12 protein-coding genes are annotated in these 23,050 nt (G+C 62.2%); 8 read left to right on the top strand and 4 right to left on the bottom strand.

Annotated features, from left to right (window positions below):
• Window positions 1-115: 115 nt before the first annotated feature.
• The gene (locus tag MTX36_RS01695) at window positions 116-2,146 is read right to left on the bottom strand and encodes an IniB N-terminal domain-containing protein (RefSeq protein ID WP_243618024.1); all 2,031 of its coding nucleotides are present in this window, start codon (window positions 2,144-2,146) and stop codon (window positions 116-118) included.
• A 303-nt stretch (window positions 2,147-2,449) separates the two neighbouring features.
• Here MTX36_RS01695 and MTX36_RS01690 point away from each other — a divergent pair, with 303 nt between their 5' ends.
• The 6 genes from MTX36_RS01690 (at window position 2,450) to MTX36_RS01665 (ending at window position 14,433) form a co-directional block, all read left to right on the top strand.
• Entirely contained in the window at window positions 2,450-4,201 is a 1,752-nt protein-coding gene (locus tag MTX36_RS01690) for an Hsp70 family protein (protein WP_243618023.1), read from the top strand.
• An 11-nt stretch (window positions 4,202-4,212) separates the two neighbouring features.
• Entirely contained in the window at window positions 4,213-6,690 is a 2,478-nt protein-coding gene (locus MTX36_RS01685; RefSeq protein WP_243618022.1) for a helix-turn-helix transcriptional regulator, read from the top strand.
• A 102-nt stretch (window positions 6,691-6,792) separates the two neighbouring features.
• Entirely contained in the window at window positions 6,793-7,995 is a 1,203-nt protein-coding gene (locus tag MTX36_RS01680; RefSeq protein ID WP_243618021.1) for a hypothetical protein, read from the top strand.
• 109 nt (window positions 7,996-8,104) lie between these two features.
• Complete coding sequence (locus MTX36_RS01675) at window positions 8,105-9,445, top strand: S1 family peptidase (RefSeq protein WP_243618020.1); 1,341 nt, start codon at window positions 8,105-8,107, stop codon at window positions 9,443-9,445.
• A gap of 151 nt (window positions 9,446-9,596) precedes the next feature.
• Complete coding sequence (locus tag MTX36_RS01670; protein ID WP_243618019.1) at window positions 9,597-10,907, top strand: S1 family peptidase; 1,311 nt, start codon at window positions 9,597-9,599, stop codon at window positions 10,905-10,907.
• A 355-nt stretch (window positions 10,908-11,262) separates the two neighbouring features.
• Window positions 11,263-14,433, top strand: coding sequence for a (Fe-S)-binding protein (locus tag MTX36_RS01665; RefSeq protein WP_243618018.1), 3,171 nt, complete (start codon window positions 11,263-11,265; stop codon window positions 14,431-14,433).
• A 457-nt stretch (window positions 14,434-14,890) separates the two neighbouring features.
• Here MTX36_RS01665 and MTX36_RS01660 read toward each other — a convergent pair whose 3' ends face one another.
• A complete protein-coding gene (locus tag MTX36_RS01660; protein WP_243618017.1) occupies window positions 14,891-16,828 on the bottom strand; it encodes a prolyl oligopeptidase family serine peptidase in 1,938 nt (645 codons plus the stop codon).
• 71 nt (window positions 16,829-16,899) lie between these two features.
• Between MTX36_RS01660 and MTX36_RS01655 the strand changes: the two genes are divergently transcribed.
• Both MTX36_RS01655 and MTX36_RS01650 read left to right on the top strand, forming a co-directional pair.
• On the top strand, window positions 16,900-18,153 hold the full coding sequence (locus tag MTX36_RS01655) for a pyridoxal phosphate-dependent aminotransferase (protein ID WP_094274484.1): 1,254 nt from the start codon (window positions 16,900-16,902) through the stop codon (window positions 18,151-18,153).
• 439 nt (window positions 18,154-18,592) lie between these two features.
• On the top strand, window positions 18,593-19,858 hold the full coding sequence (locus MTX36_RS01650; protein ID WP_243618016.1) for a YibE/F family protein: 1,266 nt from the start codon (window positions 18,593-18,595) through the stop codon (window positions 19,856-19,858).
• 5 nt (window positions 19,859-19,863) lie between these two features.
• Here the strand turns inward: MTX36_RS01650 and MTX36_RS01645 are convergent, their stop codons facing one another.
• Window positions 19,864-21,522 (bottom strand): Hsp70 family protein, encoded by a 1,659-nt coding sequence (locus MTX36_RS01645; RefSeq protein ID WP_243618015.1) that lies wholly within the window; start codon window positions 21,520-21,522, stop codon window positions 19,864-19,866.
• 146 nt (window positions 21,523-21,668) lie between these two features.
• Window positions 21,669-22,991: a UDP-glucose/GDP-mannose dehydrogenase family protein gene (locus MTX36_RS01640; RefSeq protein ID WP_243618014.1), complete on the bottom strand. Its 1,323-nt coding sequence runs from the start codon at window positions 22,989-22,991 to the stop codon at window positions 21,669-21,671.
• Window positions 22,992-23,050 lie beyond the last annotated feature (59 nt).

Here is a 23,050-nt window from a genome sequence, read left to right as displayed (position 1 = left end):
GAGCTACGTTGACCCGCAATTCTTCCCGACTCGAATATTCGGCCCTGCACGCATAACGCGCGCAGGGCCGGATTTGTTACATCAGGTCGTATTGACCAACTATGTTCCCCGCTGATCAGGGCTGCAGATGATCGATGATCGCGACGGGGTCAATGTGCTCGACCGGTGCCGTGATCGAATCTCCGGCAAACAGCGAATGCGAAGAGTCGGCCCCCATCGAACTACTCGATCCCGTTCCGAACGCGTCGGCAGCATCAATCGACGTCCACGGGTTCAGGGCACCGCTCAACGAGCTGGTCAGACCGGACATTGCGCTGGCCGCACCGCTGAGAGATCCGCCCAAGTCAGCGGCGCTGCCCCCATCGACAGCGCCCCCGACCGAGCTACCCAGACCGGCCACCACGTGTGTCGCCGCGTCGAGTCCTGCTGTTGATGCCAATCCCGCGTCCGCGACTGTCGAGGCTCCCAGATCTCCGGTCACCGAACCGAAGCTCAGTCCGTCGACGCCGATGCTGCCGAAGTCCACGGACGGGAGATCAGCTGCGATCGAGCCCACGTTTACGGAGCCGAAATCGACGTTGGGCAGGTCTGCGCCAATGGAACCGGTGCCGATTCCACCGGTGTTCAGGGCTGCATCAAGCGCACCGCCCAGTGATCCCTGTGCACCGAGCATGGCGTCCAGCGACGTTCCGAGCGAGCCTGCACCTCCCAGCACAGCTCCGAGATCCGTGTCGATGGATCCGATCGAACCGAGGCTGCCGGTGCCGCCGAGCGCTGTATCCAGGGCACCGCCGAGCGCTGCGTCCAGCGCACCGCCGAACCCACCGGCGAGTCCGGCGTCGGCACCAAGTGCAGAGCCCAGAACACCTTCCAGTGCTGTCGACAGATTCGCTCCGCCGGCCAAGGCTGCGGTGAGGTCTGCGCCCAAACTTCCGTTGACGTCCAGCGAGCTGCCCAGCATCCCGCCGAGTGCGCCGCCCAGGTCCGTACCCACCGAACCACCCGCACCCAAAGCGCCAGACAGAGCGGCACTGAGTTGGGCACCGAGGTCTGCGCTGCCACCCAGAACTGCGTCCAGGTCGACACCGCCGCCGAGGCCGAGGGCCGTGTCGAGCGCACCGGCGAGGGTGGTTTCGAGGCTGCCACCAACCCCGAGGGCACTGCCGAGAGCGCCGCTCAGGGCTGCACTCAGATCAAGGCTGCCGGCAATGTCGGTCAGTGCGCTCACGTCGGTGAGAGCTCCGAGAACGCCGCCGAGCGACGCACCGAGGTCGGCTCCGATTGTTCCGCCGGCACTGAGCGCACCGGACAGTGCAGTGCTGAGATCAGCGGTCAGAGAGCCGGCTAGATCGAGACTGCCACCGAGTGCCACGGCAGATTCCAGGGCACCGGCCAGGTTCGCACCGAGCTCGCCGCCGATGGCAAGGAGTCCGTTCAGGTCTGCGCCGGCACCGAGGAGACCGCCGAGTGCCAGTCCCAGATCAGCGCCGAGGTCTCCGCCGATCGCAAAGACCGGCGCGAGAGCGCCACTGAGGCCCGCGCTCAAGTCCAAGCCGCCGGCTGCGTTGATTGCCGCATCGAGAGCGGCCCCCAACTCCGTAGTGAGTCCGCCGCTCACTCCCAGTGCTGCGCTGAGCGCAGTACCCAGATCCAGAGCTCCTGAAAGGTCGAGCGCGCCGCCCAGCCCCAGCCCTGCATCGATCACGGCACCGAATGCCGCTCCGAGATCTGCACTGATATCGCCGCCGATAGCGAGAGCCGCGCTGAGCGCGCCCGCAAAATCGCCGACGAAGTCGAACTGTCCGCCGAACGACCCGCCGACTCCCAATCCGGCGCCGGCGCCGAGACCCAGACTGCCGAGGCCTCCACCGAGACCACCGGCAAGTCCGCCGCCGATACCGAAACCGCCGCCGAGTGCTCCGGCAGCAGCGGAACCGGCATTGACGATCGTGGACAGGCCTGCGGCGCCGCCGACAAAGAGACCGGACTCGGCGACCAAGGGAGCAACGGCAACGATGTCTGCATGGCTCACATCGCACAAGCCTGCAGCGTTGAGCGCAGCAGACGGGTTTGCGCAGTAGTTGGCGGCGGCCTCGTCGTCACGAAGAAGCCCGAGGATGAATTCGAGTACGGCGTTTGTTGCCATGACATTTCTCCTGAAAGTTCGGCGACTGGTGCGCTGATAGGTGGAGCGATTGGAATCAACGCTACGAACTTCCGATCACGGGGCCAACGGGGTGCATCCCCCTCCTTCCGAGGGGCCGGCGGGGATATCCCCCATAGTCAATCGTCGGCCGCGTTAGGGGATTCGGCCCGGTTAGGGGATCCGCCCCCTACTTCGTGAAAACACCGCCAACCCGGTAACAAAATTGGTCACGAAACCGACATCGCAGACAACCGCGACAGTTCATCTGTCTAATCTGTCGCCCGCGATCAGGGGAGTTCGTTCATGGACCACGACCAGGCGAGTTCACTTACGACGGCAGGACTCGGCATCGGCATCGGTTCTGCCACTCTGGTAGCGGTCACCGCGGATTCGGCCGGAAACACACGCGAACCGGTGCACTGCTCAAGTGCAGTAGACACAGCCGACGGCGCAATGATTACCGGATTTGTCGACCGTGTCGGCGACTCGGTCGCCATTCTTGCCGCCGACGGCAGTGAGCACCGCGGCGAGGACCTCACAGCGTCAGCGATCAGCCGCCTTGTCGACTCCGCTGGAGGTGACGGCGAAGCCTTCGAAAGCGTTGTCGTTGCCCATCCCGTGAGTTGGAATCGCCACACGACCCTCACGCTGGAATCGGCGTTGGACGCCAAAGGCATCCGCGGAGCGAGTTTTGTCTCCGAACCCGAAGCCGTTATGACATGGCTTCGCAATTCCGGAAATGCAGTACCGGACGGACTCACCGTGATCTACGACCTCGGCGGTTGTTCGCTCGACGTCACCATGATGTCCACTGCTGACGGACGAAGCACCGTCTTCGGTAAGCCTCTCCGCAGCGCAGACATCGGTGGAGACGAATTCGACCACGCCGTCACCGTGCACCTCCTCGGCGCAGTCGCCGACCATTTCCGAACACTCGACCCCTTTGCCCCCCAAACAATCTCAGCTCTCGAGGTTTTGCGCACGCGGGCACGTCAGGCAAAGGAACAGCTGTCGACGGATACCGAAACCGTTGTCCACGTAGAGCTTCCCGGAAAATCCCAGGATATTCGCCTGGTCCGATCGGAACTCGAGGATTTGATCCGGCCCGCGCTCACTGAATCAGTGGCACTGGTGAGGGAGAGCCTGCGCTGCGCCGGCGTCGAGTCGAGCGACATCAATCACGTCGTACTGACCGGCGGAAGCTCGGCCATTCCCCTTGTCGCCGAACTATTGTCATCGGAATTGCGTGTTCCGGTAATCGCCGCCGCAGATCCGGGATCATGCGCGTCCGTGGGCGCCGCGATCATCGCTGTCGAACGTCTCTCAGCCACGAAGACCGCCGCAACACTGGTCTCACTCCTCCCTGTTCGCACACCGGCTCCGGTTCCCGCCTTTTCGACGCCGTTGATCACCGCACCCATTGCGGAAAATTCGACCACCCGCCGTTCTTCACGTGTCGGTGTCGTCGCTGCGGTCGTGGGCGCGTTCATCGTTCTGGCTGCCGGCGGACTCGGCATCGGAACGGCCATGGACAAGATCAATGTTCCATCCAGTTCCGCAGACACGACGAGCGAAATGCCTGCGCCAACCGGTTCGACGGTATCCGATCTTCCCCCTGGTGAACGCCTCGGTAACAGTGTGATCGGCAGTTCCGACGCCGTTGGGTCCGGCGGCAACGCTCAGGTCAGACAAGCTGGATCATCGGCCTCGCAGCCCGGCGTGACAACGGGCGGCGGAGTCACTGCTCCCCCGGCACCCGCGCCCGCACCCGGAGCGCCCGAAGTTTCCGCACCGGCACCCGGCGCTCCCGTCGGAGTACCGGCGCCAGTTCCCGCACCCGTTCCGGCTCCAGCTCCAGCTCCGGCTCCGGCTCCGGCCCCGGCCCCAGGCGGTCAGACCGGCGGTGCGGGGAATGCTGTCGGCGACGCTGCGACCGGCATCGGCAACGGCCTGGGCGCGGTAGTCGGCGGCACCGGCAATGCGGTCGGCGGAGTACTCGGAGGTGTCGGCGGCCTCGTCGGCGGCGTTGTCGGCGCTGTCACACCGAACCGCTGATCGGGGCCGGTATGCCGAACCAGCGCCAGGAAATCGAACCTTCTTATGTCACTGACCTTCTCCGACGGGTCGACGTTCTCGACCAATCCCTGCGCTTGTTCGTCGTCGGCAACGATGCAACGGCTCGACCTCACCTGACAGCAGCCTTGGCCAACCGAATCACTGCTTGTGGCAGAACTGTCATCACGTCGCTGACGGGACTCGCCCCGCCGAATTCTCCTCCAAGCAATTGCGTCGTACTGATCAACGACGCCCAGACCTTGTCTCCTATCGAACTGCAGGATCTGGTAAATCTGCTGCACTGCAAAGACATCGGGATGGTGATCACGTCCGGCCGCATCACTCCAGCCCTCGGCCCCATCCACTCCGATATTTCGACAACCGGGACGGTCCTGCACCTGACCCCGGCACATCGTTCGGACATCCGAAAACTTGCTGCCGAGCGTGGTGTCGCCATCGACGACACGACTCTGATCCAGCTTGAACTGTTGTCCGCCGGTTCATTCGGAGCGCTGGAAGCGTACTTCCAATCGATACCGGCGAACGGCCGGGATATGACCGAGGTGTTGCGAGCCCATTTTCTCCACCAGGTGACCGCGGTCCCCCCACTTGAACGCGACATCGTGAGAATCTCACTCGCCGTATCGGACGTCGACGTGCATGAGCTCCATTTCGATCAGGAAAGAGACAGTCTCACAGTCGCATTCGACAGAGCTGTGGGCACCGGACTATTCGCGTCACAGTCACCGATCGTCGCCGATGTACTCGCAGAATCGACGAATGCCGGGCGAATACGCACAGAGATGATGAAGGTCGTCGATCTGCGCATCAAAGCCGGGACTCTCGACTTAGACACTGCGACACGACTGTTCGATTCAGGTGTGCGACACAAGGGCCTCACCAACTACTTCCGCGAAAACATCGACAACTCCCCAGCTGGGACTGCCGCCGACTTGTTTCGCCGCGTGCAGTCGGTCGAGGATCTGAGCATCGCAGACACACTGCGATACGCACAGGTTGCGGCGCGCAGCGGAAACCTCGATAGCGCCTGCCGCCTGGCAGATTCCGTCCTCACTGATGCCCCTACCGATTTAGAAGGCACCACCGCGTCATTGGCTGGAGCAGTGCGGATCCGTGCTGGTGCATCAGCAGCTTGCGGCCAACTCCGAGCTGCCGCTGATCTGTATTCCTGGCTCGGTCCCGACCGCCTCGGAGCCGAGTCTGCCTTCGCCGCTATCACTTTCCTCGGAACCGGACAGCTGGACGAGGCGACCGCTGCACTCGCCAACGGCACGGGATCGCCGTCGAGCATCACCGTCGGCGCAACCACACTGGCCGGCGGACTGATGCAGTCGATCACCGGAGTTGCACCGATCGCTCTCAACACGATGTCGCGCGCTCTGGCCTTGCCGGGAGGAACCGACAGCTCTGTATTCCAACCTGATTCAGCTCCGGCCCTCGTCACGTTGGCGCTACTACACAACGGCGCGCTCGAGAGTGCTGCGGCCGTCATCAATGCAGCGATCGCGATCGACGACGCCAACAGCCACACCTGGGCACGTCATCACATCCTCAGCGCATGGATCGCCATGCTGAGCGGTCAGGACAAAGTCCTCGAGACGTTGCCGAATGAGATACTGACCAGCCCACTGCGCGAACGTGACGCCCTTTTCCTGCAGGCATTGATTGTGGGCGCCGCCCGACGGTCCGGCGACCTCGCGCAACTACGCCGTGCCTGGTCCAGCGCAGCGCACACCTTGTCTGCTTGCAATGTCGATCTCTTCACTTTGATGCAGATCGGTGAACTATGGCTCGCGGCAGTACGTCTCGACGAATTCGAGCATATCGAGCACCTCGTCGACGATGCCCGCTCACTGCTCCGCACCCTCGGTGAGCCTCCGCTGTGGTCTTCGCCGTTCCACTGGTACGGCGTCCAAGCCGCGATCCTTTCGCAGTCCCCCGCAGACCTTCTTCCCCACGCTCGCACCCTGGCCGAATCAGCCAAAACCCACACGTACGCAGCCGGATTGGCGAACGCCGGCAGTCAATGGCTATTCCTCATGCAGGGAACCGTCGATGCCGACGACGTCGAGTCTGCTGCCCGAGGGTTGAAGCGAATCGGCCTGCCGTGGGACGCCGCGCGTCTGGCCGGCGAAGCGGCGCTGCGCGCACCGGACACAAAATCGGCCACTGCGCTGCTCCACGTAGCCCGCTCACTGCTCGTCGGATCGCCTGTCGACCGGACCGACGCGCTCGAATCCCCCGGCACACTCGCACCACCGTCGATGTTGACCGAGCGCGAGCAGGAGGTTGCCGAACTTGTCATCCTCGGCCTCACTTACCGGGAGATCGGCGAACGTCTCTACATTTCCGCGAAGACCGTCGAACACCACGTTGCCCGGATCAAACGGAAGGTCGGCGCACAGTCACGGTCAGACCTGATGCTCATCCTTCGAACCCTGATTACTTCACGTTCGCCTATTAGCTGAGATATTGCCGATCTCGACCAGCAACACCCCGATAATGGTAGTTTCCTCAGCAAGGGCGGAATTTTTCGCGGTTTCGAATCGGTAGCTAAGGGATGAATAGTTGTGAACTGGGGAGTCGGACTCTACGTCGGCAACACATATTGCACTGCGGTTATCGCAATGCCCGACGCCGCACCGGTAGTCATCGAACATGAATCCGTGCTGCATCATGCACCCGACGGCACCGTCCAGTTGGGCGAAGTCGAGACCAATTCGCCGGGCGTACGACGGTTCCTCGACAAGGTTCCCTCAGACAGTGACACCACAACCCCTTCTCATCGGACCCGCGGCGAAGAGTTGGTCGCCACTGCCGTGTACTGCCTGGTCCAGGAAGTATACGAGTTCACCGACCAACCGCTCTCCGTCATTGCCGCAATTCCACGGAATTTCACACCCGCATCGGTCGAGTTACTGCGGATCGCGCTCGACAACATGGATCTCGACCATGTCGAACTGATCCACCAATCCGATGCCCTTGATGCATGCGATTCGGATCCGTACACAAGTACGGGTGAGAGTGTCGCGCGCGGAGCTGCAATCTTGGCCGTACCCGTGGCAGACATTCCCCATTCAGACGTAGCTGATTCAGACGCGGCCAATTCAAACGTAACAGGGCCCGATGAACAGCTTTCCGATATTCCGATCGAAGCCGGACCGGTCGAGCTTGCCGAGGCACCCTCGAGTCGACGGCCGCTCTTCATCGCCACGTCCGTTGCCGGTCTACTCACCGCGGCGGGGTGCGCGGTAGCCATTTTCATCGGATACACCCCGGCAACACAGATCCCGGAAATTCATGACGGCACAGTGGCCGTACGCACCGAAGCAATCGACGAGGCGAACATTTCCGTCACTCCGCGCGAAGTCCCGATTCAATTCCCGACCGGTGCCGGGGCCACTACGGTTCCACCGATCATCAAACCCGCCGAACGTCAATGGACCGCCACACCGGACAGCTATCCGGTCGACGAGTTCGAACAAGTCCCGACGGTAGAGAGCAGCACTCAGGTTGTGAAGCCTGAGTTGCCGATACGAGGAGATTTCGGCGCGGGCCACAACCCTTCGGACCTGATCTATCCCGGCACCGTCATTCCCGGCACCGTCATTCCCGGCGACACGATTCCCAGCGGCACCATTCCCGACGCCACGAACCCGGGTGGAACCCCCGACACCCCCGATCCGGATCCCACACCACCGCCGACCGACGACAACCCTCGCCCGCAGCTACCCGATGACGAGCCTGCCCCTCGCCCCGATATGCCCAACTAGCTGCGCGTATTACGAACTACCTTCTAGGTCGCCTCCCTCCGTGTCTGCACTTTCACCTATGGTAGGGCGGTACCATCCGGCTCCACGGCCGGAGACTCGAAGGGAATTCATGCGTAACTCGTCGGCGATCCGTACTGCCTTGGTCGGCGCCTCGGCACTTCTGCTCGCAACAACGTTTTCGGCTACAGCGTCAGCGGAGCCGAATCCTGATTCGCGCGTCGAGCAGCTCTCTGCAGATCAGCTACCCGCAGAACTGGTCGAAGCCATCACCCGCGATCTGAAGATCTCCCCTCAGGAGTATCTCGATCGCGCTGCCAAGGCTCAGGAGCTCGGAGCGTATGCAGCAAGCTTCAAATCCGAACGACCAGGCGACTACGCCGGCTCGTGGATGAGCCTCGACGGTCAGCCTGTTGTGGCGGTCACCACAACCGAAGCAGCGCGCGTGGCAGCATCGGATGGTTTTCGTACGCATGTAGCGCCCGTATCCGCCGACAGTCTCGAAAAGGCCCTGGCGGACGCGAATGGGTGGATAGCGGCACTGCCCGGCGACATCGCGATGGCGATCAACTCCGCGTCGATCGACGTACTGAACAACCGGGTAGTCATCGACGTCGCCAACAGTCCCGTCGGCAAGGCACTCGACCTGCCCACTTTGCTCGAGAACACCAAGATCAGACTCAGTCCGGACGGCGGCGGTGCAGTCGATTCGCGCCCACTCGGTGGCGACACCTACATCACGTCGACGGGCCCGATCCGCGAGACTGCGACCGATAACATCTCGGTGTGCTCCTTCGGGTTCAACGCCGTCGACAATCAGAACAATGCACTCAATATCAGTGCAGGACACTGCAATCCGGCACAGGGAGCACCCTCGCCCGTTTATCTCCCCAACCGGGCGAACGTCGACGACAGCGTCCAGGTGGGCAATTTCGCCCAGTCCTCGGTAGGCCGGGACGCTGCAGCCCTCGACTATTCCGTCATCAAGTTCAACAAGGCGGGTGTCGACGCCGGGCTCAATCGCCCGTCCGTACGCGGTGCCAGCGGCACTACCCTCGAAATCACGGGAACGGCACGCCCCGTGGTCGGTGCGCCCATCTGCAAGTCCGGTCAGACCTCGTCGTTCACCTGCGGAATTGTCTCGGCCGATCACGTCGAATCCCAACTCGTTGTTGCCGACGGCGATTCACGGACAGTTCGCGGATTTTACGGAACAGCATGCACCCTTGCCGGTGACAGTGGCGGCGCCATCGTCACCGGAACCCTGGCGCTCGGCATCACCAGTGGTTCCAACAGCAGCGGCGTCCCTAGCTGCAACGAAGCGAATCTTGTACTCGCGACATCAGGTGGAACCTCCAACCTCGGAATCCCGGTCGACGACATCACGAAGGCCGCCGACGCAGCTTCCGGTGGCGGCGTCGGATCCGGAATCCGGGTCCGCACGGTCAACTGATCCACGTAAACCCACCCGGTGAAACGGGTGGGATTCGTGGCGACGAACCCATATAGTCATGGACGACTGCGATACGGCTCGCCACTCCGGCGGGCCGTATCCGCGTACTGCCAGGGGGTTGGTGCGCGGTCAATGAAGCGGAAAGGCCCTCATGCGAAGCTCCATCGCACGTCGCGCCGCAGTGTTCGGCTCGGCCGCGCTGCTGCTCCTCGGACCGATTACCGCCGTTGCGAATGCCGAACCGATTGCGTCCGGCGTATCCGATCAGGCTGCACGTCTGCCGGTCGAACTCGCCGAGGCACTCCAACACGATCTGGCGCTGACACCGGCCGAGTACGTGTCGCGGTCCGAACTGGCACAGAAACTCGCCGAGTTCGCCACAATCGCGCGAGTCCAGTTCCCCGATGCATTCGGTGGGGTCTGGCTCAATGACGTCGGAGCTGCCATAGTCGCATTGGCCGACGGACCGGACAAGGCCGCTGCGCGAGCAGTCGCCGAGAAGGCGGGCTTCACGGTCCAGGATGTGGCGCAAAGTGAAACGTCGTTGCGCACCGAAATATCGGCACTCAATGACTGGCTGGACTCGCAGCCCGCCGGCGTGGCCGATCTTGTTCGCGGAATCGCTATCGACGTAGTCGGAAACGGCATCGCACTTACTGCCGACACCACCGCCGGACTGGCGCTGCCGGACTTCCTGAAGTCGACAGTCGTCCATACCGCGGCCCCGATCACGGTTCCGCCGATCCTCGCCGACCTGATCCCCGCCACCGGATCCGCAACCGGAGACGCTGCACTCGGCGGCGACGGCTACAACGCAATGTCCGGCTACTCCGGATACAAGTGCTCCTTCGGATTCAACGGAACCGACGCATCCGGCCGCACAGTCAACATCAGCGCCGGGCACTGCGACCCCAACCGTGCCGGTACCGGAACCCAATCGGCCGGCGAAGTCTTCCCTCTCGTCAACAACCAACCCGGACCACGGGTCGGCTACTTCGCGAAGAGTCGGTTCGACCAGCAGGACTACTCGATCATCAATATCGATGACAACGCGAAATATCGTTTCGACAACAACAGCATCCGCGTTCCGTTCAACCGGTCGGTCAACATCGACGGCGTGGCCGACCCCGTCGTCGGCGCACCGGCATGCAAGGCCGGCTCAACCACGGGGTACAGCTGCGGCATCGTCACGAGCGTCGACCGGATAGCTCGTGTCGAAGACAAGCAACTGGTCAACCTGTTCACCACCGACATCTGTGTTCTCCAGGGAGACAGCGGCGGCCCGATCGTGACCGGGACCCGAGCACTGGGCATCACCAGCGCCTCCAACGTCGCCACCTCGTCGCTGTGCGAGGTAGCCCGGGCTGCGACATTGTTCGGACAGGCGCCGCCGACGCAGTACGCAACACCGATCAAGGACATCCTCGCCGCCAATCCCGGCTTGAAGGTTCGCGACTACTGAGTTCCGTCGCATCTGCTGTGGCCCCACCTCGGGAGGTGGGGCCACAGTTGTATTTCCATCCCCACCCGGTGCGCCCGGTCTGTCCAAATCAGGTCCAGACCAACGAATACGTGAGGTTAGGGCGCCCTGATTGGTGGGGGTGAGAGTTGCACCACCTAACGTGACGGTAGATATGTCTGCGTGACGGCCCAGCCCGTCGTCGCGCGGATGTTTGATCCCGCCAGGCCAAGCGTGGTTACCCGTCGGTACACATGCTCGACACTCATAGTTACTGGCAGGTAACATATGGCAGGTTACTATCAGTGGGCTGTTCCGCAGGTGGCCGACGTGTCGCCCTGAAATGAAAGGCCGCGACATGAATGCCCTGACGATCACGTTGGGCACCATCGGTGTGCTGCTGAGCCTCGTATGTTGGTATTCCTTCATCGGCGGCGCGCTCAAGATGGTCAAGACCGTCCAGATCGGTCAATCGGCACCGGATCGCTGGCGCCCGTTCTTTCCGCGCTTCAAGCAGATGGTCATCGAGTTCATCGCCCACACACGAATGGCGAAATTCCGTACCGTCGGCTGGGCTCACTGGCTTGTCATGGTCGGATTCCTACTCGGTGCCATCGTCTGGTTCGAGGCATACGGTCAGACCTTCAATCCTGAGTTCCACTGGCCGATTTTCGGAAACTGGGCCATCTACCACCTGGTCGACGAAATTCTGGGCTTGGGCACCGTCATCGGCATCACGACGCTGATCGTCATTCGCCAACTCAACCACCCGCGGATCCCCACTCGACTCTCCCGCTTCGGCGGATCGGATTTCAAGGCCGCCTACTTCGTCGAAACTGTCGTCCTCATCGAGGGCCTCGGCATGATCTTCGTTAAGGCCGGCAAGATCGCCACGTACGGACACTCCAACCCGTGGACCGACTTCTTCACGATGAACCTGGCCAAGTTGCTCCCCGCCAGCGCCACCATGGTCGCCATCTTCGCGTTCATCAAGCTGATGTCCGGCATGATCTGGCTGTACATGGTCGGCCGCAACATCACCTGGGGTGTCGCATGGCACCGTTTCTCCGCGTTCTTCAACATCTACTTCAAGCGTGAGGACGACGGAACCGTCGCACTCGGCGCAGCAAAGCCGATGATGAGCAAGGGCGTCGCCCTGACCATGGACAACGTCGATCCCGACACCGACACCCTGGGCGCCGGTCAGATCGAGGACTTCTCCTGGAAGGGCTGGCTGGACTTCACGACCTGCACCGAGTGCGGTCGTTGCCAGTCCCAGTGCCCCGCCTGGAACACCGGAAAGCCGCTCTCCCCCAAACTCCTCATCATGTCGCTGCGTGACCACGGTTACGCCAAGGCTCCGTACCTGCTGGCCGGCGGCCGCAAGGATATGGGTGGCGACGAGGTAGGCCTGGTCGACGCCGAAGGCAACGTCAACGAAGCTGCCCTCGCCGCAATTCCCGAAGCTGCCCGCCGCGAAGCCGAGCGCAAGCTCGTCGGCGAAACCGTCGAAGGCGAGATGGCCCCGGTCATCGACGCCGAGACCCTGTGGAGCTGCACCAACTGTGGCGCCTGTGTCGAGCAGTGCCCCGTCGACATCGAGCACGTCGACCACATCATCGACATGCGTCGCTACCAGGTTCTGATCGAATCGGAGTTCCCCTCCGAGCTCGCCGGCCTGTTCAAGAACCTCGAGAACAAGGGCAACCCCTGGGGCCAGAACTCCAAGGACCGTCTCAACTGGATCAACGAGATGGACTTCGAGATCCCGGTCTACGGCCAGGACGCCGACACCTTCGAGGACTACGAGTACCTCTTCTGGGTCGGTTGCGCCGGCGCCTACGAGGACCGCGCCAAGAAGACAACGAAGGCCGTCGCCGAACTGCTCGCCACCGCGGGCGTCAAGTTCATGGTCCTCGGTGCCGACGAAACCTGCACCGGTGACTCCGCTCGCCGCGCCGGCAACGAGTTCCTGTTCCAGCAGCTCGCGATGCAGAACATCGAGATGCTGAACTCGGTCTTCGAAGGCGTCGAGCAGAAGAAGCGCAAGATCGTCGTCACCTGTGCGCACTGCTTCAACGCCCTCGGCAACGAGTACCCCGAGGTGGGCGGCGACTACGAGGTCGTGCACCACACCCAGTTGCTCAACCGCCTGGTTCGCCAGAAGAAGCTGATCCCCGTCGCGTCCGTGAGCGAAGACATCACGTACCACGACCCGTGCTTCCTCGGCCGCCACAACAAGGTGTACGACGCTCCCCGTGAACTCATGGAAGCATCCGGCGCCAAGCTGATCGAAATGCCGCGTCACGGCGAACGTTCCATGTGCTGTGGTGCCGGTGGCGCCCGCATGTGGATGGAAGAGAACATCGGCAAGCGCATCAACGTCGACCGCGTCGACGAGGCACTCTCGACCAACCCCAAGAAGATCGCCACGGGTTGCCCGTTCTGCCGCGTCATGCTTACCGACGGCGTCACCGCTCGTCAAGAAGAAGGCAAGGGTGAAGGCGTCGAGGTTGTGGACGTCGCTCAGCTGATGCTCAACTCCGTAACCCGCCTCGAATCCGCACAGCTCACCGAGAACATCAAGGTGATCCCGCGGGAGAAGGCACCGGTTGCTGCTGCACCGGCGCCTGTCGTGGAGGAAGCCGCACCGGTAGTCGAAGAGACCGCTGCTCCGGCTGCCGCTGCTGCGCCAGCTGCCGGCAAGGGTCTCGCGATGAAGGGTCTGGCCAAGGCTCCCGGCGCGAAGGCTCCCGGTAAGGGACTCGGAATGGCCGGCGGAGCAAAGGCTCCGGGTGCCAAGAAGGCTGCCGCTCCGGCTGCATCCGCCGACGCTGCTGCTCCGGCTGAGGAAGCTGCTGCGCCGGCTGCCCCCGCCGCAAAGCCCAAGGGCCTCGGCCTGGCCGGCGGAGCAAAGGCTCCGGGCGGTAAGGGTCTGCAGATGAAGGGCGCTGCCAAGGCTCCGGGTGCAAAGGCTGCTCCGGCAGCCTCTGCACCGGCACCGGCTGCAGAGGCTGCTCCCGAAGCTGCGGCTCCCGCTGCCAAGCCGAAGGGTCTGGGGCTGGCATCCGGCGCGAAGGCTCCCGGTGGCAAGGGTCTGCAGATGAAGGGTGGGGCAAAGGCTCCGGGCGCAAAGGCTGCTCCGGCCGCCGCTGCACCCGCTGAAGCACCTGCCGCTGCTCCTGTCGTCGAAGCACCCGCTGCTGAGGCACCTGTTGCCGAGGCACCCAAGGCAGCTCCGGTTGCCAAGGCCGGCGGGCTCGGATTCAAGTCCGGCGCAAAAGCTCCCGGCGCGCGTAAGGCAGCTCCGGCTGCTGCACCCGTCGCGGAAACACCGGCTGTAGAAGCACCGGCAGTCGCGGAAACACCGGCCGTCGAAGCACCGGCAGTCGCGGAAACACCGGCCGTCGAAGCACCGGCCGCTGAGGCACCCAAGGCTGCTGCTGCCGAGACTCCGGCTCCCCCGGCCGCCAAGCCCGGTGGACTCGGATTCAAGTCCGGCGCAAAGGCTCCCGGCCGCAAGAAGTAACCGCTCCACACCCGAACGCCCCCGCTTCCGAGCGGGGGCGTTCGTGTTTCCCGGGACCGGCCCCGGCGAGTGAGCACCCCTTCTGCACAGTGAGCATCCTCTCCCGCTTGCTGAAAGCAGTGCTCACTATGCACAGACGGTGCTCACTCCCCCCGTTTCGAATCCTGGCGCGGCTTTTGCACCTACGACGAGCGCGTGTACCCCATGCAGCATGAAGACCGCAGTTTCACCATTCCGCTGCGTTCGAAGCCAAGCGCAGCGCCGCCTACCGAGGATTCGAGAAATTGGTCACGAAGGCGAAAGCGACAGGGCGGTTGCGCGAAGAGTTCACATCACGGGATGTGGTGTTACTCCTGTGGGGTGCATGATCGACGCCTTCGACCGAGAGAATAGCTACACACTCCCACCGGCTCCCAGCACCGAGGAGATGGTTCAAGCGATGCAGAACGGCTCATGCTCAGGAGTCTGAAACAGTCCACAGTTTCAGCTTCGGAATACCCGGCGGCGTGAATCCCATAACCTGGCCGTAGAAGGACAATTCCGCGTTCCGGGCACTGATGATCGTGGACAGTTGACGGAAGCCATGCGACTCACCGGCAAACTCCAGATAGGCGTGCGGAATACCCTTGGATACCAGCGCATCTCGGAAGCGTTCGGCTTGCGAGGGCGGAACAATGGGATCGTCGAGGCCCTGGAGCAATAAGACCGGGCAGTTCAGTCCGCCGACGTTGTTCAGCGGCGCACGTTCGGCATACAGTGCTGCAGATTCCGGCAGTGGGCCGATCAGTCCGTCGATGTACCGTGATTCGAAATCGTGGGTTTCCTTGACAAATCCGTCAAGCTCCGCGACTCCGTAATAGGAAGTGCCACAAACAAAGACCTCAGAAGTTGTCAGTGCCGCCAAAACGGTCCATCCGCCGGCAGAGCCACCTTCGATCGCCAGACGGTTCGCGTCGGCAAGGCCTTGTTCAGCCAGTCCGGTCACCGCGGTGATCACATCTTGAACGTCGACGACGCCCCACTGTCCCCGAAGGCGATTGCGGTACTCGCGGCCGTAGCCGGTGGATCCGCCGTAATTGACGTCCACCACACCGATTCCGCGACTGGTGAAGTACGCGTACACCAGGTTGAGCACCGGCGCCACGTGCGCGGTGGGCCCGCCGTGAACAAATGCGACGTACGGCGGCAGCTCCCCGTCGAGGCCGACATATCGGGGGTTTCGCGGCGGATACGCAACCGCATGAACCTCACGGTCGTGACCGTGCGCAACAACCGTCCGCGCTTCCGGAAGATAGGCGTCGTCAGGCAACGATTCGACGGACAGCCGAATAATTCTGGGATCACCTGTCCTTGAATCGAATTCGCGCAATCCGGTAGCGACCTTGGCGCCACCGCACTTGAGCAGGAGACGATCCCCCCGAACCTGCAGGATGCTGATGCTCGTGACTCCGGGAATTTCGAGGTCCCGCAATTTCCCGGACTCCGGGTCGAGCACGGCAAGGGCGTCGGTGCCGACGGTCCGAACCGTCAAAAGTTTCCCGTCGTCGAGCAACTCGTACCAGCGAGCGCCGAACTGCCACAACGGTCCCCCGAAATCGGCGTCCACGGCACAGAGTGCCGTAACCTCGACCCCGACCCGATAGATGTTCCACCAGCCACTGCGGTCACTGACTACGTACAGTTCGTCTTCGGTAATCCATTCCGGTTGCAGCACAGACTCTTCGACGCCACCGAGGAGAATCCGAGACGGGCCCGCTACCCCGTCGACAAGATCCGCGACTCGCAGTTCCGTTCCGTCCCAGGGCATCTGTGGATGGTTCCAGGCGATCCAGGCGATTTTGGTTCCGCCCGGCGAGAGTCGCGGGTACGCCAGGAAATCCGAACCTCCGACTATCGAGCGAATATCACCGCTACCGTCGAGCGGGATGGCGCAGATATCTCGCGTTATCGAACCGTCCGCCGCATGTGACTCCCGCACGGCCCACACTTCGTCGCCAATGATCGACAGGTCCGCGTAGCGCAACGCTGCGGGCGCAGTGGGCTCCGGCGTCAAGGCCCGTGGGGTGAAGCCTTCAAGGACGTACACCCGCTGGTCCGAGAATTCGCTGAACACGAGTTGTCCGGCATCCGTGGCTGTCCACGCACCGCCGCCGTATTCGTGAACCCGTGTTCGGGCGTTCCACGGCGCGGGCAGGACGTCGATGGGCAGGCCGTCTACTGCGATGCGACGGACGGCCACGCGTCCGCCCTCTGTCGGCCGCAACTCCGACCACCAGACGTCGCCACCTACGTAGCGGCCACCTTCGACGGGATGTCCACCAGCGGCAAGATCTGCTGCGCTGATGGGAGAAGTCCACGATCCGTACGGTGCTGCGATCACGTCGGTCTGCGTCATCTTGTCGAGGATAGGACACGTCGGCCGTGCCCCGAACAATCCACTTGCGCAGAAGTGGAATCATGTAAGTCGTGAGCACACCAGAACCCGTCCGCCATCGTCAGCCGCCTCGCGAGCTGGAGCAGTCGTCGAAGCTCCAGAACGTCCTGTACGAAATCCGTGGACCGGTGCACGCGCATGCCGCCCGGTTGGAGGCGGAAGGGCACCGGATCCTCAAGCTCAACATCGGCAACCCTGCACCGTTCGGTTTTGATGCCCCGGACGTGATCATGCGCGACATGATTGCAGCCCTTCCCTATGCACAGGGGTATTCGGAGTCCAAGGGAATTTTGTCGGCCAGGCGCGCGATCGTGACGCGTTACGAATTGGTACCGGGATTCCCCGAGCTCGATGTCGATGACATCTACCTCGGTAACGGCGTGTCCGAGTTGATCACGATGACCATGCAGGCATTGCTCAACAACGGCGACGAGGTGCTGATCCCAGCTCCCGACTACCCGCTGTGGACTGCCATGACCAGCCTGTCCGGTGGCACCCCGGTCCACTACCTGTGCGACGAGGGCAATGATTGGAATCCCGATATCGCGGATATCGAATCCAAGATCACCGACAAGACCAAGGCGCTGCTGGTCATCAACCCGAATAACCCCACGGGTGCGGTGTACTCGATGGAAATTCTCCAGCAATTGGTCGATCTGGCACGCAAACATCAACTGCTGCTGCTGGCAGACGAGATTTACGACAAGATCCTTTACGACGACGCGAAGCACATCTCACTCGCGACGCTGGCTCCCGATCTGTTGTGCCTGACGTTCAACGGTCTCTCGAAGGCGTACCGCGTTGCCGGCTACCGTTCGGGCTGGGTTGCCATCACCGGTCCGAAGGACCATGCGGCCGGATTCCTCGAGGGTCTAGACCTCCTGGCGTCGACGCGCTTGTGCCCGAATGTTCCGGGGCAGCACGCCATCCAGGTCGCACTGGGCGGCCATCAAAGCATTGAGGACCTGATTCTCCCGGGAGGGCGTCTACTCGAACAGCGCGATGTCGCCTGGGAGCGTCTGAACATGATTCCGGGCGTCTCATGCGTGAAGCCGCGTGGTGCGCTGTACGCGTTCCCTCGTCTGGATCCGAATGTGCACGAAATTCACAACGACGAGAAGTTGGTTCAGGATCTTCTTCTTCAGGAAAAGATCCTCATGGTCCAGGGAACCGGTTTCAATTGGCCCAATCATGACCATCTACGCATTGTGACTTTGCCGTGGGCTCGAGACCTCGCGGTGGCCATCGAACGATTCGGCAACTTCCTCACCAGCTACAAGCAGTAAAAATCGGACAAATCTCTTGATGTACAAATGCCCCGCAAACGTAAAGTTGCGGGGCATTTGTGCGACCTTCGTCACACATTTGGCAAACCGCTCGGTTTGGTTGAGCATTTAACTAATTAGTGACCTGCCACGATGACAAAAAGGTCCAATCGGTCTGCGTGATCGTTGCCAAATTGGTAGTTGGACAATGCACCACATCCGTTTGGAATTGGGTACATTGGTTAAAGCACTTCGGTGCCGCGAGCACCTGGTATCCCTCCCCCCCCTGTGGATACCAGGTTGGTGGCGGGGACAACCCCCCCTGTTCCCCGCCACCCAGCTCGAAAACTTTCGCGAAGCTGACCATCCGCTGCCGCATCACCGCTTCAACAGGCCGATTCACCGCGACAACCGCTAGCATTGCAGCGGTGCAAATCCACAGTCCGACACACAGTTTCCGATGAGCCACGGTCACGGCCACAATCACGACGGCCCACTTCACATCGGGACGGCGGCATCCCGGATTGTCATAGGCATTCTCGCCGTCGTCGGACTGGCGGTGGTAATCGGCCTGATTGCACTGTGGCCTGACAAATCCGCCACTGCAATTCCATTGCCGTTTCAGAATGCCGACGGCGGATCCGTGGTGACAGAAGCCGGTACCGTGACAAACCAGAACATCGGTGCTTGCGGAAGTCTCTCGGCTGGAAGACCATTCGTCGGCGAGCCCGCGCCCCCAGCCAACACGAGTTATCAATGTCAACGCAGCATCGTCGATATCGAATCGGGGCCGAATTCCGGGACTCAGACTCTCCTGGAGATCATTCCCGGCCCGGGCCAGCCCGATCTACGCGTCGGCGATCACATTCGACTGGTCCGTCAGACCGATCCGACCGGCGCGACACAATATTCATTCGAGGACTACTCCCGAGGGTTGCCGCTGGCGCTGATCGTCACGATGTTCGCAGTGGTAGTCATCGCGGTAGCCCGGTGGCGCGGATTGCGGGCTCTACTCGGATTGGTGGTTGCCTTCGGTGTTGTGGTCGGGTTCCTTCTGCCCGCACTGCTGGACGGGAAACCTGCGATACCGCTTGCGCTGGTGTCCGGCGCAGTCATCTTGTATGCCGTCCTTTACCTGGCGCACGGAGTCTCACTGCGAACAAGTTCCGCGCTCCTCGGAACGCTCGCCGCAATGGTCCTCGCCGCGCTGCTGTCGTATCTGGCAATTCAACTGACGCACCTCACCGGGCTCTCCGAAGAGCAGAACACCAACGTGCAGACCTACATTCAGCACGTCGACATCACCGGGCTACTGCTCGCCGGATTCATCATCGGCTCACTCGGTGTGCTCAACGACGTCACGATCACTCAGGCGTCGTCGGCGTTCGAACTAGCGGAACTCGACAAAATTGCCACCCGGCGCCAGATCTTCGCCAGTTCGATGCGCGTCGGTCGCGATCACATCGCCAGCACCGTCTACACCCTTGTACTGGCATATGCGGGCGGCGCCTTACCGCTACTTCTGCTCTTCAGCGTCAGCGGACGACCGCTCGGCGACGTACTAGTCGGCGACGCCGTGGCAATCGAAATCGTGCGATCGGCCGTCGGCGGTATCGCTCTTGCGTTGTCAGTGCCCCTCACAACCGCCATTGCCGTCCTTCTGGCCCGGCCACCGGGAGCGTCGACGGCATCCACCGCCGCCGGGGGCCGGCATTCCAAGCGCTGAACGGCTCAGAACCCTGGGATGGACGGCAACACGGGCAGCAGAATCGGCGGTAGCCCGGGGATGTACAACGCCGGTGGTGGCGGCGGTGGTGGTGGCACATAGGGCTCTATGTACGGCGCCTGGGTCGCCGGCGCTTCTTCCACAACCGGCGGCGGAGGTTCGACTGTCGTTGTCGACGGGGGAACCGTGGTCGTGGTTGGCGGAACGGTAGTCGAGGGCGCGACGGTGGTAGTCACCTCGGTCACGACGGGATTGGCTTCACCCGAATCTCCGAAAACTTTTCCGCCATATCCCATTCCCAGTCCGACAATGGCAATTGCAGCCACTACGCCGGCACCCAGCCCGGCGAAACGAAACGGCTTTCGGGAATCTTCGGTCGATGTTTCCTCACGGATGGTCGATGCCACCCACGACGGTTGCCCCCCGCTGACATCCGAGGTCATCGACTCCGCAGGCATAGCAGAGTAAGCGGGCGCGTCGACCATCACCGATTCGACTTCGACGGGCGCCTGTCCTGCATGTTCGTCGACGGCTCCGTGGAGAGGCGCGACGGCCAGGACTGGGGATTCCGTTTCGGCTACGGAGGTCACTTCGACAACAGCGGACGCATCGAGCACTGAAGGAACCTCCGTCCCGACACTCGGCCGCCGATGGTGTGTGTTCACGCGACCGGTCGTCGGTAGTCCACCGTGGGCGAATGCTTCGACGGGTTCGGGCACAGCCGCCGGAGTGTGTATCGGATACGGCGCAAAGATCGGTGCGACGGCCGACGCCGCAACGGTTTGCGTACCCGGTGCCGCGGCAACTGTCCGGTCCGTCGGCCCTTCGGCGAGCAAGGCTGCACCTTGGGCGGCCAACAGGTCAGGCTGTTCCGGCGCGATGACCGGGACTTCGAGCCACATTTCCAGGACGGTGCGGACGATCGGAATTCTTGCGCCGCCGCCGATCAGTACAACTGCGTCCGGGTGCCTGCCGGACGTCGCGATAACCTCACGGACCTCACGGGCTAGTGCCTCGACGAAGGGTGCCACCAAGGAATCGAATACTTCACGGGAGAGCAGAAGCAATCCGCCCGGTCCGGGCAGGCAGACTGCGCTGCGTGTCGAAAGCTGTTCCTTGGCGAGCCTGCACCGGGACTGAAGTTCAGCGATGCTCTCCGGTTCGGTCGGGGGCACGATCCGACGTCGTTCGGTCTGATCGCGGTAGACGAGCGCGTCGAATCGGTCTCCGGCGACCTGGTTCGATCGCGCCGTGACCACTGTCGAACCGCTCGCCCGATCAATCACGTCCACAGTTGATCCGGTGCTGCCCAAGTCGACGATGACCAGAGTGTTCTGCGTCCCGAGTGTTCCCGGTTCCTCGAGCATCCGCAGTATCGCGGTCGATTCGGGAACAAGTTGGTAGTGGTCGATCAGGCCGCGATCGAGCGCATTGGTCAATGCCCCGGCCTGATTCTGATCGCGGTAGACGACTGCGACGACGTTGTCCTGGCCGGTGAACTCCGCGAGAGCCACACGAATGGAGTCGGCCGCTATGTCTTCAGGTATCTCGCGTCCGCGCTCGATCGCTCGCGAACGGAACACCGGACCACCGTTGTCGGGCGTACCCGGGCGTGCCAAGCGGACAGCACTCGCCCCCACTGTTACACCCAGCACCAAGTTCATGAGCCACCTTCGTCGACCGCAGACAAATCCATGATCAGATTCGTCACTCCCCGGCGCGAAGTCTACCCATTCGATTGCATCGAGGAGATGTGTCGAGTCACGCCGAACCAACTTACCTGGCAATCTATCAGCTAATGACAGCTTAACTATCGTCGACCCAGTCCGTGATAGATCCATCCCGCCGACCGCCAGACCGAGGGATCGAGACAATTTCGCCCGTCGACAATCACCCGAGCCCGAACTGCCGAGTCGAGTTCGACGGGATCCAGAGCGACAAACTCCGCCCATTCTGTTGCAACAAGCACGGCATCAGCATTCTTACAGGCTCCCGACGTCGAAGTTGCGTACTCGAGGGTGGGAAAGAGATTGCGCGAATTCGCCATCGCCTTCGGGTCGTAGACCGACACTGCAGCACCGTGCAGTTGCATCATGCCCGCGACATTCAGCGCGGGCGAATCACGAACATCGTCCGATTCCGGCTTGAATGCCGCACCCAGTACAGCTACGTTCATTCCCAGCAAACTTCCACCACAAGCCTCGGCAACAAGTTCAACGACCTTTGTGCGCCTTCGCATATTGATGCTGTCGACCTCCCGCAGAAATGACAGCGCCTGATCCACACCCAACTCCCCGGCCCGGGCCGCGAACGCACGAATGTCCTTCGGCAGGCAACCGCCTCCGAACCCCAACCCTGCGTTGAGGAAGCTGCGACCGATACGCGCGTCATAGCCGAGCGCGTCGGCAAGTACAGTTACATCGGCTCCGGTGGCCTCACAAATTTCGGCAATCGCATTGATGAAGGAAATCTTGGTGGCCAGAAAGGCATTGGCAGAGCTCTTGACCAGTTCCGACGTCGCCAGATCGGTGACAACAAGCGGGACACCTTGGGTCAGGAGCGATGTATAGACATCCCGGAGCGCCCCTTCAGCGCTCCCCGGCCGATCACGCTCGATTCCGAACACCAGCCGATCCGGACGCAAGGTGTCCGCTACAGCAAATCCCTCACGCAGGAATTCCGGATTCCACGCAACTTCGACGCCTTCGCCCGCCGGAGCAGCGCCGCGAACTCGGACTGTCAACCGCGCTGCCGTACCCACGGGGACGGTCGATTTTCCGACGATCACTGCCGGCCTCGTCAATAGTGGCGCCAACGTGTCGACGACAGCGTCGACATGGCTCAGATCCGCCGCATTCTCGCCCCGCTTCTGCGGGGTGCCCACACACAAGAAATGAAGGTCGGCGAATTCCGCAGCATCTGCGTACGACGTACTGAAACGCAGGCGTCCCGATTCGAGGTTCTTAAGCAAGAGGTGCTCCAGCCCGGGTTCATAGAACGGAACCCGACCTTCCCCCAACATCTCGATCTTCGCGGCGTCGATGTCGATACCCAGAACTTCGTGTCCGAGTTCCGCCAGACACACAGCATGAGTCACACCCAGATACCCGGTTCCGAACACGGTTAGTCGCATGAACACTTGTTACATCTCGTACGCAGACGAAACAGAAACCCCGAGTAGGTAACTGGCGA

Origin of the sequence: Rhodococcus sp. ARC_M6 (assembly GCF_022810305.1) — a bacterium.
In the GTDB taxonomy this organism is placed as follows: domain Bacteria; phylum Actinomycetota; class Actinomycetes; order Mycobacteriales; family Mycobacteriaceae; genus Rhodococcus_F.
The sequence above is the reverse complement of the archived record's forward strand: the minus strand, read 5'-3'. Positions and strand labels throughout refer to the sequence as shown.

What these genes read in the sequence shown, in the direction of transcription:
- MTX36_RS01640 (WP_243618014.1), bottom strand. Translation starts at nt 22,991, where the DNA reads ATGCGACTAACCGTGTTCGGAACCGGGTATCTGGGTGTGACTCATGCT.
- MTX36_RS01695 (WP_243618024.1), bottom strand. Translation starts at nt 2,146, where the DNA reads ATGGCAACAAACGCCGTACTCGAATTCATCCTCGGGCTTCTTCGTGAC.
- MTX36_RS01670 (WP_243618019.1), top strand. Translation starts at nt 9,597, where the DNA reads ATGCGAAGCTCCATCGCACGTCGCGCCGCAGTGTTCGGCTCGGCCGCG.
- MTX36_RS01645 (WP_243618015.1), bottom strand. Translation starts at nt 21,522, where the DNA reads ATGAACTTGGTGCTGGGTGTAACAGTGGGGGCGAGTGCTGTCCGCTTG.
- MTX36_RS01675 (WP_243618020.1), top strand. Translation starts at nt 8,105, where the DNA reads ATGCGTAACTCGTCGGCGATCCGTACTGCCTTGGTCGGCGCCTCGGCA.
- MTX36_RS01650 (WP_243618016.1), top strand. Translation starts at nt 18,593, where the DNA reads ATGAGCCACGGTCACGGCCACAATCACGACGGCCCACTTCACATCGGG.
- MTX36_RS01660 (WP_243618017.1), bottom strand. Translation starts at nt 16,828, where the DNA reads ATGACGCAGACCGACGTGATCGCAGCACCGTACGGATCGTGGACTTCT.
- MTX36_RS01690 (WP_243618023.1), top strand. Translation starts at nt 2,450, where the DNA reads ATGGACCACGACCAGGCGAGTTCACTTACGACGGCAGGACTCGGCATC.
- MTX36_RS01665 (WP_243618018.1), top strand. Translation starts at nt 11,263, where the DNA reads ATGAATGCCCTGACGATCACGTTGGGCACCATCGGTGTGCTGCTGAGC.
- MTX36_RS01685 (WP_243618022.1), top strand. Translation starts at nt 4,213, where the DNA reads ATGCCGAACCAGCGCCAGGAAATCGAACCTTCTTATGTCACTGACCTT.